Here is a 14,999-nt window from a genome sequence, read left to right on the forward strand (position 1 = left end):
CCCTGGCCACGCATCTGTCGGCGGGCCCTTTCGATGTCGAAGCCTAGCGCGCCCGATGCCGCGACTTGCACCCACGGCCTCGCCATGTTCACCATGAACGCCGTGAATATCCGGGACCTGGATCTCAACCTCCTGCTGGTCTTTGAGGCGGTGGCCCAGACGCGCAGCATGACGGCGGCCGGGCGGCGCCTCGGCCAGGCGCAGCCGACGGTGAGCCACGCCCTCGCCCGCCTGCGCCGCCTCTGCGGCGATCCGCTTTTCGTCCGAACCCGCGTGGGGGTGGAGCCCACGCCCTATGCCGAGCGGCTCATCGGGCCCATCACGCACGCCCTCGATACCGTTCGGGCCGGCTTCGCGCGGGAACTGCCCTTCGAGCCGGCGACGAGCGAGCGCGTCTTCACCGTGCTTCTCTCCGATGTCGGGCAGGCAGCCTTTCTGCCTCAACTCACCCTGCGGCTCGCGAACGAGGCGCCGAACGCCGCCCTCGTTGCCGCCGAGATACCCCGCGCCGCCTACCGCGAGGCGCTGGAGGCCGGGCGGGCCGATCTCGCCGTCGGTGGGCTCGGTTTCCTCCGAACTGGCTTCTACCGCCGCGGGCTCTTCGTGGACCGCTACGTCTGCTGCGTCTGCGCCAGGAGCCGCGCGGCACGGGAGGGCCTCACCCTCGACGACTACCTCGCCGGGCGGCATGTCGGGGTTATCTCCCCCGGCCTGCCGGATGACGGCGTGGAGCACGCGCTGCTCTCGACCGGGCGCGGCCGGCGCTTCGCCGTGAAGGTCCCGCACTTCCTCGTGGCGCCCACGCTGGTCCGGGGCACGGACCTCATCGCGACCGTGCCCTCGCGCGCGCTCCGCGGCCTGGAGGCGAGCGGCGACATCGCGGTGCTGGAACCGCCGGTTCCCACCGCGCCGATCGATGTCGGCCTCTACTGGCATGAAAGGCTGCACGGCGATGACGGCAACCGGTGGCTGCGGGGCTTGGTAACGAGCCTTTTCGCCGACGCACCGGAACGTCGCGGCTAGTCACGCCGCCTTCCCTGGCCCCGGACATTCACGTGGTGCATCGGCCTTATGGCCCCGGCAGACATTCCCTGGCACGGCCGCCCGGCCGATGATCCCTGAAAAGGAAGGGGAGAATGCCGTGCGGCTGCTGGAGGATGTGCGTGTCCTGGACCTCGGCAGCTTCATCACGGCGCCGCTTGCCGCCATGCTGCTCGCCGAGTTCGGCGCGGACGTAATCAAGGTGGAGCGGCCGGGCGGCGATCCCTTCCGCGCCTTCGGCAAGGGCACCTACAGCCCGCAGTTCCAGGCCCATAACCGGCACAAGCGCTCCGTGGTGCTCGACACGGGCACGCCCGAGGGCTTGGCGGCCTTCGACCGGCTGGTGGAGGGGGCGGACGTGCTGGTCATCAATACCAGGCCTGGGGCGGCGGAGCGCGCGGGGATAGGTTGGGAGCGGCTGCAGGGCATTAATCCGCGGCTCATCTGGTGTGGCATCACCGGCTTTGGGCCGGACGGGCCGGCGGCGCTGCGGCCGGCCTTCGACAATGTGGGCCAGGCGGTATCCGGCTGGATGTCGCGCCACCGCTCGGGCGACGACCCCCGGGTGGCGGGCCCTGCCGTTTCCGATGCGGCGACCGGCCTCTACGCGGCGCTGGGCATCCTCGCGGCGCTGCACGAGCGCGGGCGCACAGGGCGGGGACACCGCATCGACCTGTCGATGCTGGAGGCAACGATCGCGCTCGGGACAGAACCACTGGGACAGTACCTCGCGACCGGTCAGGCGGTACCGATCTATCAGCGGGCAGCCATGTCGCAGGCCTATACGCTCACCTGCGCGGACGGCCATCGGATCGGGCTCCATCTCTCCTCGCCCGACAAGTTCTGGCGCGCGCTCTGCGCCGCCATCGACAGACCGGGCTGGGTAGAGGAGTACCCGCAGCGGATCGATCGGGTAGCGGCCTATGAGGAGATCGCCGCCCGGCTGAACGAGGTGTTCCGCGCCCGGCCACGAGCGGAGTGGGTGGCCGCCCTCGAGCGGCACGACATTCCCTTCGCGGCGGAGAACCGGCTGGAAGACCTGGAAGCCGACCCGCAGGTGGTCCATCTTGGCCTGTTCGGCGAGGTGGTGCACCCGACGCGCGGGCCCATGCGAATGCCCCGTCGCCCGGTCAGCGTCGATGGCTCGCGCGAGATGGAGGCGCGGCCGCCGCCGGAGTTGGGCGAGCACACGGCGGAGGTGCTGCGCCGCGCCGGGCTCGGGGAGGACGTGATCGCCGCCGTGCTCGCCGGACACCGCGCGCCGCCGCACTGAGGCACCTCAGCCGACCTTCAGGCCCATCAGCCCGGCCAGGAGGTTGCGCTGCATCTCGGAAGTGCCGGCGCCGACCGTCGTGCTGCGCGCATCCCGGAAATGGCGCTGCATGTCGAATTCCATGCTGTAGCCATAGGCGCCCATGACCTGCATGCCGACATTCGTGGCACGTACATAGGCCTCGGAGCCGAACAGCTTCGCCATAGTGATCTCGGCCAGCGCATCGCCGCGCCCGAGCGCCCAGGCCGCCCGATAGGTGAGGAGGCGCGCGGCCTCCAGCTCCACGCGCGTGTCCGCGAGCTGGTGGGCGATCGCCTGGTTCGTGCCGATCGGGCGGCCGAACTGCCGCCGCTCCTGAGCATAGCCAACGGCCATGTCGAGCACCGCCTTGCTGCTGCCGCAGTAGCCGGCGGCGGAGCAGAGCCGCTCGAGCTGCAGGCCGGAGAGCAGGTAGGACCAACCCTTGTGGGGTTCGCCGACGAGGTCCGCGGGTGGAACGCGCACGTCGTCGAAGGTGATCTCGTAGGTGCCGGTACAGCGCCGGCCAAGCATGTCGAGCTTGCGCAGCGTGACGCCCGGTGCATCGTTTGGCACGAGGAAGAGCGAAACGGCGTCGCGTGTTCCCACACCCGCTGCGCTCCGGGCATAGACGTTCAGCAGGGTGTCCGGGGCGCCTGCCCCCGTGGACCAGAGCTTGCAGCCGTCCAGCCGCCACGCCTCGCCATCCCAGTGGGCAGTAGTGCGCATGGCCGCAGCGTCGGACCCCGCGTCCGGCTCGGACACGCAGATGGCCATCCGCTGCTCGCCGGAGATGATGCGTGGGACGATCCGCCCGCGCTGATCGGGCGTGCCGTTGTGAAGGATGTTCAGGCCGCAGAACACGCTGGCGGCATAGGCGGTAAAAAAGTCGAAGCCGCTCTCGGACATGGCCTCCGCCAGGACGGCGAGATCCAGTGGCGTGCCGTCCAGACCGCCAACCTCCTCAGGAAACGGCAGGGCGAGGAGACCGGCTTCCACCCAGGCGCCGTATAGTTCCAGAGGGTAGCGGGCTTCGCGGTCGAGTTCACGGATGTAGTCGCGTGTCGCGTAACGGGCCATGAGCTTGCGCACGCTGTCGGCGAGCTGGCGCTGGGCCTCGCCAAGTTCGAAGTTCACCGGCACCTCCTTCTGCCCCGGTGTGGCGCGGGACAGGCCCAGCAACGCCGATTGGCACAGGGAAGATTTACGCACGATGTCGCCGACCGCGAGAGCTGATGACGGCGGACGAGCCATGCGGCAAAAGTTTTCACACCTCGGTTATTCTTGAGCACGAACTTGTATATAGATGCGCAGTTGACGTAAAAAAAAATTCCACCTACAATATAATCTAGCATCTTGAACTGCGCGCGGCTGTATTTCGCGGGCGCCACCATGCAAAGAGCAGTAGCCATGAACAATCCCCTCCCCGTCTTGTTTACCCACTACGGCGAGGATTGGATCCGTGGCAGCGAGGCATTGCTGCTTGATCTACTTGCGGCACTCGACAAGAGCCTTATTCAACCCGTTGTCTGGTGCAATGCGCCGGCGATGGAGAAGGCATCGCGGGAAGCGGGCTATCCGACCTACAGGAGCGATTTTCAATACTATCTCGACTACGACTCCCCCCGCCTGAGCCCGCGTGACTACGCCGCCTCGGTCCGGATGGGGCGTTCGCTTTGTAGGGAGCACGGGATACGCGTGCTGCACGCGAACAGCGCGGCGCCGGTACAGTTCCTCGTACCAGTCGGCTTCAGCGAGCGTGTTCCCGTGCTGGCGCACCTGCATATCGATTACCTACGCCGCAGCCGTTACGCGCTGCTCCTGCATGCCGCGACACTTATCGTCGGCGTGTCGCGCCAGGTGAATGACGGCCCCATCGCCGATGGTATGGCGCCGGAGCGCACCAAGGTTATCTACAACGGCATCGATTTCAGCCGCTTTCCGCCTGCGGCCGGTAATCTTCGCGCAAAACTCGGCATTTCCGATGACGCGCCGGTTATCACCACGGCAGGTTCGCTTATCGAGAGAAAGGGGCACGATGTCCTTTTGCGTGCCTTCCAGGCCCTGCCAGAGGTGCCGGTAAAGCCCCATCTTCTCATTCCCAGCGACGGGCCAGTGCGGGAATCGCTGAAGGCCCTCGCCGTGTCGCTGGGCGTGGCGGATCGGGTCCACTTCCTCGGCTACATCGATAATATCCCGGCGCTGTATCAAACGGCCGACATCTTCGCCCTCGCCTCACGCGGGGACGCCTTCGGGCTCGTTCTAGCGGAAGCCGGGCATTTCCGCCTGCCAGCTGTTTCCACCCGCGTGGGCGGCATCCCGGAGGTTGTGCTCGACGGCAAGACGGGGCTGCTGGTCCCTCCGGACGACGTGCCTGCCCTTTCCGCCGCTCTCGCGCGCTTGCTGGGAGATGAGGCGCTCCGCCGCCGCCTCGGTGATGCCGCGGCCGAGCGGGTGGACCGCGACTTCACGGTGGAGCGGATGGCGCGCCAGTTCGAGGAAACCTACGCCTCGCTTGCCGCGATCCCGCGCACGTCGCTCGGCTGGGGGGGCGTTTTCCAGGGACTGCGCCCCTATACCCGGTTGGTGAGCCAGTTCGGCAAGGCGTCGCCGCCCCGGTATCAGGTCTGACTGGCCGGGTTGCCTGCGCCCCCCCCTGATTGACCGGGAGCAGGGCAAATTCCTGCTCCTGGTCGGCCGCCCTCCTTTCTAGTCAGTTGCCGTGATGGTTGTGCTGACTACGAGCGCGAGCGCGCTGACCCGGTTGAGGCGCTTGCGACGGACGCTGGGAAGCAGCGCCGCCTTTCGTCTCCATCGGCACGGCGAGGGCGGCGTGGCTCCCCATGGCTGGCTGTTCTGCCTGGCCTGGCATGGCATGGCTTGCATGGCCCATCCCTTCCATGCCGTGGACCATGGAGGCGGGGACCAGAACCGCTTCGGCATTGCCCGGATAGGCAGCGATGACACGCTGCATGAGCGCGATCTCCTGGCGCTGGTCCGTGATGATGTCCACGTTCAGCAGCCGCAGGAAGGTGTTTCGCGCGTTCGGATCAGCCTGATAGGCCATCGCCATGTCGAGCGCTCCCTGGTGATGGATGCTCATCGCCTTCGCGAACTGGACGTCGCGCTCGTTCACCAAGCCGGTCACGGGGAGCGGTCCGGGAATGGGGAAGCGGGTGAAGCGGTAGCTTATCGCGAGCCCGTCAGAGGCGGCCGGCTGCACCGCTATTGTCGCGAGGCCGAGGTCCCAGATCGTAGGCGGTTGTGCCAGCCTGCGGCGGACCTCGTCGAGAAGGGCGATCTCAAAGCGCTGGTTATGGATGATCGCCTGCGCCAGGGTCCTCAGCACAGGGCTGCTTCCGCTCGGATCTCGCAGGTATTCCTCCGACATGGTCAGCGCGCCGGCGTGGTGGGGGCGCATGCCGTCCAGGTAGTCCCGGTCCGCCTTCAGGGCGGCGCCAAGGAAACGGGAGGGAACAACAGTGTAGCTGCTCACGATCACGGGCTCGATGCCCTCGTCCGCTCCCTCCCCGACCATCGACCACGCCGGGGCGGTGGTTGCAAGGACGGCGGCGGCAAGGACCGCGAGGCGGGAACAGGGCGTCTTGCGCATGCGGGCTGTCCTGTGGCTGTGGATGACCAGCCTGGAACCTGGGGGTTCCCATTGTGGTAAGGTCAAGGGCGCGGCCGTGGTTTGATCCCGAGTAGGCCGCCACTCCCAGGGAGGCCTGCCGCGGCCACTAACGCGCGGTCTTACCGCTCTTCATCGGCGGCGCCAGTGGGGCGGAGGCGCTCAGGCTGGCCAGATTGCCGTACACCCTGTGCAACGCGCCACGAAGCTGCGCTGTCTCCTCCGGGGCGAGGCCTTGCAGGGCCGTCTCCTCATGCATGACAGCAATGGGGATCAGCCGCTCGACGAGCCGCCGCCCGGCAGGCGTGAGGCTGATCTCGACCATGCGGCCGTTCCCCTCCACCCGACGGCGGGAAACAAGACCCTTGCGCGACATCGTCCCGACAAGGCGCGACAGGGTGGACAGCTCGACGGTCGTGAGGGCGGCGAGCTCGCCGAGGGCAAGGTCGCTGCGCTCCCAGAGGGCTGCCATGACGCGGTACATCGGCAGCGTCAGCCCGTGTGGCACGAGGTGACGCGAGAAGAGCTCCCCCATCAGCACGCCGACCCGGTTCAGCAGGTAGGGGAAGGCATCGGTGAAGCGGTAGTCGTCCATGAGTTCATCTCCGCCGCCCGATCCACCGGGAAAAACTTGCAGTTGCAACACTTTCATTTGCAAATATCCTGGAAGCCGGCCATGCTGGTTTCAACAAGGTTGGCCTAAAGTCCAGCCGGCCCCGGGAGGACGCCATGGGTGAGTACGACGTCGCCGTGATCGGCTATGGACCGACCGGTATGACCCTCGCCGCGTTGCTCGGCCAGCGCGGCCACCGTGTCGTGGTGCTGGAGCGCTACACCGGTCTCTATAATCTGCCGCGTGCCGCCTGCTTCGACGACGAGATCATGCGCACCTTCCAGAAGCTCGGCCTGGCCGGTGAGATCGGGCGCGGCGCCGTGGTGCAGCGCGACTACGAGTGGATTAACGCGGCCGGCGAGACGCTGGTGGAGCTGACCTATGCGGATCCGGCGCCCTGCGGCTGGGCGCAGCTCTACATGATGTTCCAACCCTATGTGGAGGACGTGCTGGACCGGCACGACAAGGCACTGCCTAGCGTGGCCGTCCACCAGGGTGCCAGCGTGACCGAGCTGGTGCAGGATGAAGCGGGCGTGACGCTGCGCGGCACCCGTGAGGGCGGCGCGGGCTTCTCGGTGCGCGCGCGCTTCGTGGTCGGCGCGGATGGTGGGAACGGCTTCACCCGCGGCATGGTCGCCGAGGCGGCGGACGACTACGGCTTCCAGGAGAACTGGCTCGTCTGCGACTTCCGGATGCGGCGCGTCGTGCCCGGGCTGCCGATGTTCCGGCAGGTCTGCGACCCTGCCCAGCCCACCTCCATCGTGCGGATCGGCCCGGATCACCACCGCTTCTCCTTCATGCTCAACCCTGGCGAGACGCGGGAGGAAGCGACGAGGCCCGAGCGGGTTTGGGGGCGGGTGGCCCGCTACATCACGCCCGAGGACGCTGAGCTGATCCGGGCGGTGAACTACGTTTTCCGGTCGCGTATCGCCGATCGCTGGCGGCGCGGACGAGTGCTTCTGGCGGGCGACGCCGCGCATGAGATGCCGCCCTTCCTCGCCCAGGGTATGTGTTCCGGCATCCGCGACAGCCACAATCTTGCCTGGAAGCTCGACCTGATTCTCACCGGCCGCGCGGATGCGGCCCTGCTCGACACCTATCAGGAGGAGCGAGAGCCGCACGTGCGCTTCATTACCGAGCGGGCGATCGAGCTGGGGCGTGTGCAGACCATGCGCGACCCCGCGAAGGCCCGTGAGCGGGACGAGCGGCTGCTCGCCCAGCGACGGGCGAAGCGGGAGCCGGAGAAGCTGCGCTTCCCGCCGCTCTCGGGCGCGCTGATCGCGGGTAATGGCGGCCTCTTTCCCCAGGGGACGGTGAGCGACGGCGCACGGTCCGGCCTTTTCGACGATGTCGTCGGGAACGGCTGGTGCATCGTCGCCGCCGACCCGCACCCGATCGACGCCCTGACGGCGGATCAAAGGGCAGCGTGGGAGGCAATAGGCGGGCATCTGGCCGTCATCGGCGCACCGGAAGGTCTTGAAGATTGCGCCGGTGTCTACGCCGAATGGTTCGCTGCAAATGACTGTAGCGTCGCGGTCGTGCGGCCGGACTGGTACGTCTATGGCACCGCCAGGGACGAAGAGGGGCTGGCGGCCCTTCTGCAACGGATCGGCTGCGCCCTGCAGGGCCGCGGCGCCCTTATTCCTTCGTGACGCCCGCGCGCGGCTTCGGTGCCGCCCGGCGCAATCAGCAAGAACAGGAGAGAAGCAGTGCAAGGCAAGGTCGCGCTGGAGGAGCATTTTGCGATCCCGGACACGCTGATGGACAGCGCCGGGTTCCTGGCCGCCGAGGTCTGGGAGGAGTTGAAGACGCGGCTGCTGGACATGCAGGAGCGGCGCTTGCGGGAAATGGACGCGCATGGCATCGAGGTGATGCTGCCTTCGCTCAACGCTCCGGCGGTGCAAGGCATCCCCGATGTGGCGCACGCGGCCGAGATCGCGATGCGGGCGAACGATTTCCTGGCTGGCGAAGTCGCCAAGCGCCCGGATCGCTTCCGCGGCCTCGCCGCGCTGCCGATGCAGGACCCCGAGCTTGCGGCACGCGAGCTCGCCCGTTGCGTGAAGGATCTCGGCTTCGTCGGCGGGCTGGTGAACGGCTTCTCGCAGATCGGGTCGGAGGACAACGCGACCTATTACGACTTGCCGCAGTACCGCCCCTTCTGGGCGGAGGTGGAGCGCCTCGGCGTGCCCTTCTACCTCCATCCCCGCAACCCCCTTCCGAAGGACGCTGCCATCTATGACGGCCATCCCTGGCTGCTCGGCCCGACCTGGGCCTTCGGACAGGAGACGGCGGTGCACGCGCTGCGGCTGATGGCCTCCGGCCTGTTCGACGCGCATCCTGGCCTGCGCATCATCCTCGGCCACATGGGCGAGGGCTTGCCTTATTCGATGTGGCGGGTAGACAACCGCAATGGCTGGGTGAAGGCCCCGAAGGCCTATCCGGCGAAGCGGCCGCTGGGCGAGTACTTCCGCGAGAACTTCTACATCACCACCTCCGGCAACTTCCGCACGCAGACGCTGATCGACGCCATGCTTGAGATCGGCTCCGACCACATCCTCTTCTCCGCAGACTGGCCGTTCGAGAACATCGACCACGCGGCGGACTGGTTCGACGCCTGCACCATCTCGGAGAACGACAGGCGGAAGATCGGGCGTACGAATGCCTGGAATCTCTTCCAGCTCGATGGGGTGATGGGCAAGGATGTGGCCCGCGCCGCCGAGTAGATTTGACGCAACAAGGGCCTGAAGGTCCGCGGGAGGAAAGCAAGATGACATCCTTGACCACCCCAATTGGGGCGGTGCTGCCGCGCCGCGCCGTGCTTGCAGCAGGACTAGCGCTTGGGATGCCCGGCATCCTGCGGGCGCAGGGGGTCGCGGGCGCGCGGCCGATCACCATCATCGTCCCCTACACGCCGGGCGCACCGCCCGACATCATCGCGCGCGCCGTGGGCGACGGGATGTCGCGCCGCCTAGGCCGGCCCGTCGTGGTTGAGAACCGGCCCGGAGCTTCCGGCAATATCGGCACGGAGGCGGTCGCGCGGGCGGCGCCGGATGGCAACACGCTCCTCGTGCAGGCGACAACGCTCGCGATGAATGTCAGCCTCTTCCGCCGCCTTCCCTACGACCCTGTCGGCAGCTTCGCGCCGATCGCGACGCTGATGGAGACGGAGGGAACGCTCGCCCTCAATGCGACGACCGGCGGCACGGGTCTGGCGGAGCTTCTCTCGCGCGCCAAGGCGCGCCCGGGCGCGCTCAACTATGCCTCGCCCGGCGTGGGCACGCCGCATCACCTGGCGATGGAGCTGTTCAAGCGGCGAGCGGGCGTGGACCTCACGCATGTGCCCTATCGCGGCCTCGCGGGCGCGATCACCGACATCCTGGCGGGCCATGTGGCAACCATGTTCATCCACACGCCGCAGGCGGTCGAGCTGGCGCGGGACGAGCGGGTGCGGGTCGTCGCCGTTACCTCCGAGACGCGCCTGCCCTATCTGCCGAGTATCCCGACGCTGGCCGAGCAGGGCGTTGCGGGCGTGGTGATGCGCGACTGGTACGGGCTCTTTGCCCCAGCCGGGACGCCGCCGGAAACGCTGGCGCAGTTGAACGAGGCCGCGAACGCGGTGCTGAAGAATCCGGACGCCCTTCGCTCGCTCGTCTCGCAGGGCTACGAGATCGTCGGCGGCTCGCCGGACGGGCTTCGCGAGCGGGTGGCCGTCGCCATTCCGCGCTGGGCGGCGGTGGTTAAGGATGCTGGGATCACAGCCGAGTAGGCTCGCCTGCTCCCTTCCCAATAGAGTCGGGCGGAAGCTAGACGGCGGGTTCGGGCCGAGCCCGTATTATGTTCAGCCACGCCTTGGATGCCTGCCGTTCGCCGATTGCAGGTGACTCCCCACCTGGGCGTTACGTTTAGGCAGGTGAGGCCGTCTGAGCGATGACGCAGCCCACTGCCGGCGAGCCTGGTGGCTGGCCGACGTGGGAGGCGCTAACCGGGCGCGGGTCCGCTACACAGTAGAGCACGTGCCGGCCCAGCATTAAGCGCGGGTGTTGCGAGTGCGGAAACGCCTGTGACTTCGTGGTGTCAGCGGCGTTGAACCGGCATGATCGACGAACACTGCCTCAATGTCCGCCTCGGCGATTATCTCGGCCGGTACAGTGGTGCGCCACCAAATGGCACCGAGCACGAAGAGAGGGCGGACAGCGCCGACACTTCCCTCGACGAGGACACCGAGCGTCGCTGACGAAGCGGCCGCATACTCACGAGTGTGTGAAGCCTGGACCCAGCGTCGGCGGCGGTCCGCTTGGGCCGTCACGCATCCAGGACCAAGCAGGCCAACTCATAACGCTAGGCCCTTAGCACCCTCTATCCCTTGGCGCGAGGATAAGCCGCCTCTGCTTCCGGCGCAGAAAGGCATCACCTCTTACTGGATCAGCTCCGCGCCAATCATTTGCCCGCGCCGCGCGCGAGTAAAGCGTGTGTTCGTTCCGATGTGACTGCCACGTCTCCTGTCGATAGCTCCCTCCTCAAAACCCAGAAAATATTGCTTGGCAGCATTGGTATACCGTTATTATACCAAGCTGAAGCAATTCGGACAGGGACGCGAAGGGCGTGGAGGGAGTCGAAGGCATAGGCTCAGTGCCACTGCCGGCAGGCAGCATGGCAGATGGCGCCTACGCGCGTCTTCACGAGATGCTGCTGACTCACCGCTTGCCACTCGACGCGCCTGTTTCCGAACGCAGCCTCGCCGCAGAACTCGGGATTTCGCGCACGCCGCTGCGCGAAGCGTTCCGGCGACTGGAGGGCGAAGGTCTTCTCGAACGACTTCCTGGCGGCGTGCTTCGTGTGCGGCGGATCACGGTTGAGGAGTTCCTGGAAATCCAGCAGCTCCGCCGCCTACTGGAAGGAGAGGCGGCAGCGCAGGCCGCGGGTCGCGTTGGTCTGGGACTTCTGCACGGGCTGCGCGCCCGTATCGCGTCCTTGCTCGCCTCGTCCCACCCCACGTCGTCGCAGCAACGAGACCGGCTCGCGATTGACCTTGAATTGCACCGGGCCATTGCCGCGGCGGCCGCCAACGCCACCCTCGCCCGCCTGCTGGAGGATCTGCGCCGACGCATGTTGCTCTTCGCGACGCCGCCTCCGGCAGAGCGGCTGGAGGATGTCTGCGCGCAGTATGGGGCCATCATCGACGCCCTCGTCGAAGCGGATCCAGAAGCTGCGCGATCAGCGATGACGCGGCACGTGGACGCGCTGCGCACCGGCATCCTCCGCCGCTTGGCCGCGCTGTGACGGCCGCGCGGCTCCCCTGACGAATGGCGACTTCCATGGACGCAACGATCATGAACGAACTGAGCCCCTCCCCGCTCCTCTTCACGCCCATGACGATACGCGGACTGACAATTCGAAACCGCATTGCCGTCTCGCCAATGTCGCAGTACTCGGCGGTGGATGCCGCTCCGACGGACTGGCACCTGGTCCATCTCGGCAAGTTCGCCATGGGAGGCGCCGGCATCGTCTTCTGCGAGGAGACCTCGGTTTCCCAGCGCAGCCGCAAGACCTATGACTGCCCGGGCATCTATACGGGCGAGCAAGCGAGGGCGTGGCGCCGCATCACGGACTTCATCCGCGGCCAGGGTGCCGCGCCGGCCATGCAGCTCGGCCATGCTGGGCGCAAGGTAGCAACGCGCGCACCCTGGGATGGCTTTGCACCCCTCAGCGAGGAGGATGCCAGGGCCGGCCGCGCGCCCTGGTCGGGCCTTGCGCCTAGCCCGATCCCCTTCCGCGAGGGTGCGCTGATGCCGAAGGAGATGGATGCCGATGACATCCGCGAGGTAATCCGCCTGCACGTGGAGGCAACGAAGCGCACCCTCGATGCGGGCTTCGAGATCTGCGAGGTCCACGGCGCGCACGGTTACATCATCCAGCAGTTCCTCTCCCCGGCGACGAACCGGCGCAACGACGGTTATGGCGGTGACCGGCAGAGCCGGATGCGCTTCGGGCACGAACTGATTGAGGCGGTGCGGGCGGCGTGGCCACAGGAACTACCGCTCTTCTTCCGTGTCTCCTGCGTCGATGGCGGAGGTTGGGGAATGGACGACACGGTGGTGCTGGCCGCCGAGCTGAAGGCCCGCGGCGTGGACGTGCTCGACTGCTCCTCCGGCGGCATCGAGGGACCGCTGACGCTTCATCTCGTGCCGCGCGTACCAGGCTACCACGTGCCCTTCGCCGAGCGCATCAAGCGGGAGACGGGCATCCCCACCATGGCGGTCGGGCTGATTACCGACGCGCAGCAGGCAGAAGGCTATTTGCAAGCGGCGCAGTGCGACATCGTTGCCCTGGCCCGGGAGATGATGTGGAACCCGAACTGGCCGGTCCACGCGGCGGCCGCCCTTGGGATGGCGAAGCCGCACGAGTTGCTGCCGCGTCCATACGCTTGGTGGCTCCAGCGCCGCGAGGATGTGCGCGCCCTCAGCATGAACGCCCCGACCGGGACTTAGAACACCTAACAGCACCGCCTGATCTGGCCGAGGCAGACCAGGGCGCGGGCGAGTGTTGTGAACGCTGGGTGGATGTCGGTGCGGCGCTCGTATCGGATCGTCAGGCAGCGGTAGCGGGCGAGCCAGGCGAAGGTCCGTTCCACAACCCACCTGTGACGACCGAGGTGGGTGCTGCTCTCGATCCCACGCCGGGCGATGCGCGGGGTGATGGCGCGGGCGCGGCACTCCCGGCGGCAGCGGCGATGGTCATAGGCCTTATCAGCGTGGAGCTTGCCCGGCCTTTGTCGTGGGCGGCCGCGATGGCCAGTCCTGGTCGGCGACACGGCGTCCAGGGTAGGAGCCAGCATGCGGCTGTCGTGGCGGCTAGCCCCACCGAGCGTTAGGCCGAGCGGCGTGCCGCGGACATCGGTGACGAGGTGGCGCTTCGTGCCCGGTCTGCCGCGATCCGTCGGGCTGGGCCCGACCGCCTCGCCCCCCTTTTGGCCGCGATGCTGGCACTGTCGAGGGCTGCTCGGCGCCAGTCGATGGCACCTGCGGCTTCAAGCCGCTCCAGCAGCACGCGGTGCAAGACCCCCGCCACCTGCCAGTCCCGCAGCCGTCGCCAGCATCTTCACGGTGCAGGAGATCATGCAGATCGGCGGCCGAGCCGGGCGCTTCGGCGGGGTGCATGCGGAGGGAATCGTTGCGGTGCTGGCAGCGAGTAGCGACCCGAAGGAAATTGCCCTTGCGCTTAAGGCAGATCCGGAAGCGCCGATGGACCTGCGCCCTCCAGTCGCGCCCGACGCGGAGATTGTGGCCGGAGTCGCGGAGGAGATTGGGACTGAGAGCCTGTTCGGCACCTTGCGGCGGTTCGAGCGCGCTGTGCTGCGGCCGGATGACCCAAATTACCGGTTGGGAGACCTCTCGACGCAGTTGGCTATTGCGGCCGAGATAGACGGAGTATGGGAACTGTCGCTGATGGACTGCGGAGCTATGCCCTGTGTCCCGTGGATGAACGTGACGAGGCCGTTTCGCGGCTGGCTGACCGGGCGGTCGAGCATGCGCTGGGAATGGCCATGCCACCGCCTCGCGCCGGAAGGCTGCCTGCACCGGACCGTGCGGGGCGGAACGCGCTGCAGCTCGCCGAGCGGGTGCATCGGCCGCTTGTGGCATGGCGTTGGATGGCGCTGCGCTATCCAGGCACCTACCGCGACCTAGCGGGGGCGCTGGAGGAGAGCCGATGCCTGAACGAGTGGATCGAGACGGTTTTGGCATCGACTCCCTCCGGGCGAGTGCGTGCTGTCGCGGGTGGTGCTGACAGTGTGGCGGGCAAGGGAAAGCGGCGCGAATGGACAAGCCGGTTGCGGAGCACTCCGGGGGCTGAGGGTGCTGGCAAAATCCTCCTTGACCTTATGTTGGCGGGCGACTATCTCACCGCTCCGCCGCACGGTGAACATTTTTTGAGGGCACGGGTGACCGGGCTCTGAGATAATGTTAAAAAGGGCACCTTTTGGGGTGCGCGCCATGAGGTGAATGTTCTTCAAGAAATCCGGGCGACCGGGGTTGAAGTTAAGGCCAAAAGGAACTATTTCATTTGTCTGCTGCGATGCAGACATATTCTTGAGAATGTTCCGAAGGAAATCTTGAGGCTGGTGCTTTCGAGCACGAACTCGGCTTTCTTGTGGCGGATCGGTATTCTTTCTGGAGAGGTTGGTCACGGCTTCGGCCATGACTGCTTGTCTTGGAGGCTACGATGCCGATTTTCGGTCGATCCTGATCTTTCAATTGTTAACTCCTGCAGAGATGCGGGGCATTTCCTGTCGGCTGATGCTGGCAGGATCGGCTGTTTGAAAACTGCATCTGTCTTTTGGAAGCAAGCAAGTGCTTGTGGCCTTGTCTGTCGGCGCTATCCTTTAGAGGATGGGCTGGTTTGGTAATGGTCGACGAGTATTTTGC

14 protein-coding genes and 1 pseudogene are annotated in these 14,999 nt (G+C 66.9%); 11 read left to right on the plus strand and 4 right to left on the minus strand.

Annotation, left to right across the window (positions count from 1 at the left end; genetic code table 11):
* Window positions 1–33: 33 nt before the first annotated feature.
* Together D9599_RS24030 and D9599_RS24035 are read left to right on the plus strand one after the other, a co-directional pair.
* On the plus strand, window positions 34–1,023 hold the full coding sequence (locus tag D9599_RS24030) for a LysR family transcriptional regulator (RefSeq protein ID WP_198383837.1): 990 nt from the start codon (window positions 34–36) through the stop codon (window positions 1,021–1,023).
* An 88-nt stretch (window positions 1,024–1,111) separates the two neighbouring features.
* Window positions 1,112–2,314: a CaiB/BaiF CoA-transferase family protein gene (locus tag D9599_RS24035; protein ID WP_198383838.1), complete on the plus strand. Its 1,203-nt coding sequence runs from the start codon at window positions 1,112–1,114 to the stop codon at window positions 2,312–2,314.
* A 6-nt stretch (window positions 2,315–2,320) separates the two neighbouring features.
* Here D9599_RS24035 and D9599_RS24040 read toward each other — a convergent pair whose 3' ends face one another.
* Window positions 2,321–3,469 (minus strand): acyl-CoA dehydrogenase family protein, encoded by a 1,149-nt coding sequence (locus D9599_RS24040; RefSeq protein ID WP_198383839.1) that lies wholly within the window; start codon window positions 3,467–3,469, stop codon window positions 2,321–2,323.
* Window positions 3,470–3,742: 273 nt separating this feature from the next.
* Here D9599_RS24040 and D9599_RS24045 point away from each other — a divergent pair, with 273 nt between their 5' ends.
* The gene (locus D9599_RS24045; RefSeq protein ID WP_198383840.1) at window positions 3,743–4,963 is read left to right on the plus strand and encodes a glycosyltransferase family 4 protein; all 1,221 of its coding nucleotides are present in this window, start codon (window positions 3,743–3,745) and stop codon (window positions 4,961–4,963) included.
* Between the two features lie 82 nt (window positions 4,964–5,045).
* Here D9599_RS24045 and D9599_RS24050 read toward each other — a convergent pair whose 3' ends face one another.
* A complete protein-coding gene (locus D9599_RS24050) occupies window positions 5,046–5,945 on the minus strand; it encodes a DUF305 domain-containing protein (protein ID WP_198383841.1) in 900 nt (299 codons plus the stop codon).
* A gap of 127 nt (window positions 5,946–6,072) precedes the next feature.
* A complete protein-coding gene (locus tag D9599_RS24055; RefSeq protein ID WP_198383842.1) occupies window positions 6,073–6,558 on the minus strand; it encodes a MarR family winged helix-turn-helix transcriptional regulator in 486 nt (161 codons plus the stop codon).
* Between the two features lie 134 nt (window positions 6,559–6,692).
* On the opposite strand from D9599_RS24055, the gene D9599_RS24060 reads away from it, so the two are divergent.
* The 6 genes from D9599_RS24060 to D9599_RS24085 all read left to right on the plus strand — a co-directional run bounded on the left by D9599_RS24060 (window position 6,693) and on the right by D9599_RS24085 (window position 13,064).
* Window positions 6,693–8,228, plus strand: coding sequence for a bifunctional 3-(3-hydroxy-phenyl)propionate/3-hydroxycinnamic acid hydroxylase (locus tag D9599_RS24060; RefSeq protein WP_198383843.1), 1,536 nt, complete (start codon window positions 6,693–6,695; stop codon window positions 8,226–8,228).
* A 57-nt stretch (window positions 8,229–8,285) separates the two neighbouring features.
* Window positions 8,286–9,299 (plus strand): amidohydrolase family protein, encoded by a 1,014-nt coding sequence (locus D9599_RS24065; protein WP_198383844.1) that lies wholly within the window; start codon window positions 8,286–8,288, stop codon window positions 9,297–9,299.
* Between the two features lie 44 nt (window positions 9,300–9,343).
* The gene (locus D9599_RS24070) at window positions 9,344–10,342 is read left to right on the plus strand and encodes a tripartite tricarboxylate transporter substrate binding protein (protein ID WP_198383845.1); all 999 of its coding nucleotides are present in this window, start codon (window positions 9,344–9,346) and stop codon (window positions 10,340–10,342) included.
* Between the two features lie 327 nt (window positions 10,343–10,669).
* Window positions 10,670–10,810 carry a hypothetical protein gene (locus D9599_RS24075; RefSeq protein ID WP_198383846.1) on the plus strand — a complete coding sequence of 47 codons (141 nt, stop codon included), beginning with the start codon at window positions 10,670–10,672 and terminating at the stop codon, window positions 10,808–10,810.
* Window positions 10,811–11,226: 416 nt separating this feature from the next.
* Window positions 11,227–11,856 (plus strand): GntR family transcriptional regulator, encoded by a 630-nt coding sequence (locus tag D9599_RS24080; RefSeq protein ID WP_198383847.1) that lies wholly within the window; start codon window positions 11,227–11,229, stop codon window positions 11,854–11,856.
* A gap of 50 nt (window positions 11,857–11,906) precedes the next feature.
* The gene (locus tag D9599_RS24085) at window positions 11,907–13,064 is read left to right on the plus strand and encodes an NADH:flavin oxidoreductase/NADH oxidase (protein WP_198383848.1); all 1,158 of its coding nucleotides are present in this window, start codon (window positions 11,907–11,909) and stop codon (window positions 13,062–13,064) included.
* A gap of 5 nt (window positions 13,065–13,069) precedes the next feature.
* On the opposite strand, the pseudogene D9599_RS24090 reads toward D9599_RS24085, so the two are convergent.
* Window positions 13,070–13,668 (minus strand): annotated as a pseudogene (locus D9599_RS24090) (IS5 family transposase); the annotation flags it as partial.
* A gap of 11 nt (window positions 13,669–13,679) precedes the next feature.
* Here D9599_RS24090 and D9599_RS31560 point away from each other — a divergent pair.
* The gene (locus D9599_RS31560; protein WP_232480842.1) at window positions 13,680–14,261 is read left to right on the plus strand and encodes a hypothetical protein; all 582 of its coding nucleotides are present in this window, start codon (window positions 13,680–13,682) and stop codon (window positions 14,259–14,261) included.
* Window positions 14,225–14,530 (plus strand): hypothetical protein, encoded by a 306-nt coding sequence (locus tag D9599_RS32490; protein ID WP_375373067.1) that lies wholly within the window; start codon window positions 14,225–14,227, stop codon window positions 14,528–14,530. The genes D9599_RS31560 and D9599_RS32490 overlap by 37 nt, the downstream gene beginning before the upstream one ends.
* The last annotated feature ends 469 nt before the right edge of the window (window positions 14,531–14,999 follow it).

It is taken from the genome of Roseomonas sp. KE2513, assembly GCF_016107305.1.
In the GTDB taxonomy this organism is placed as follows: domain Bacteria; phylum Pseudomonadota; class Alphaproteobacteria; order Acetobacterales; family Acetobacteraceae; genus Roseomonas.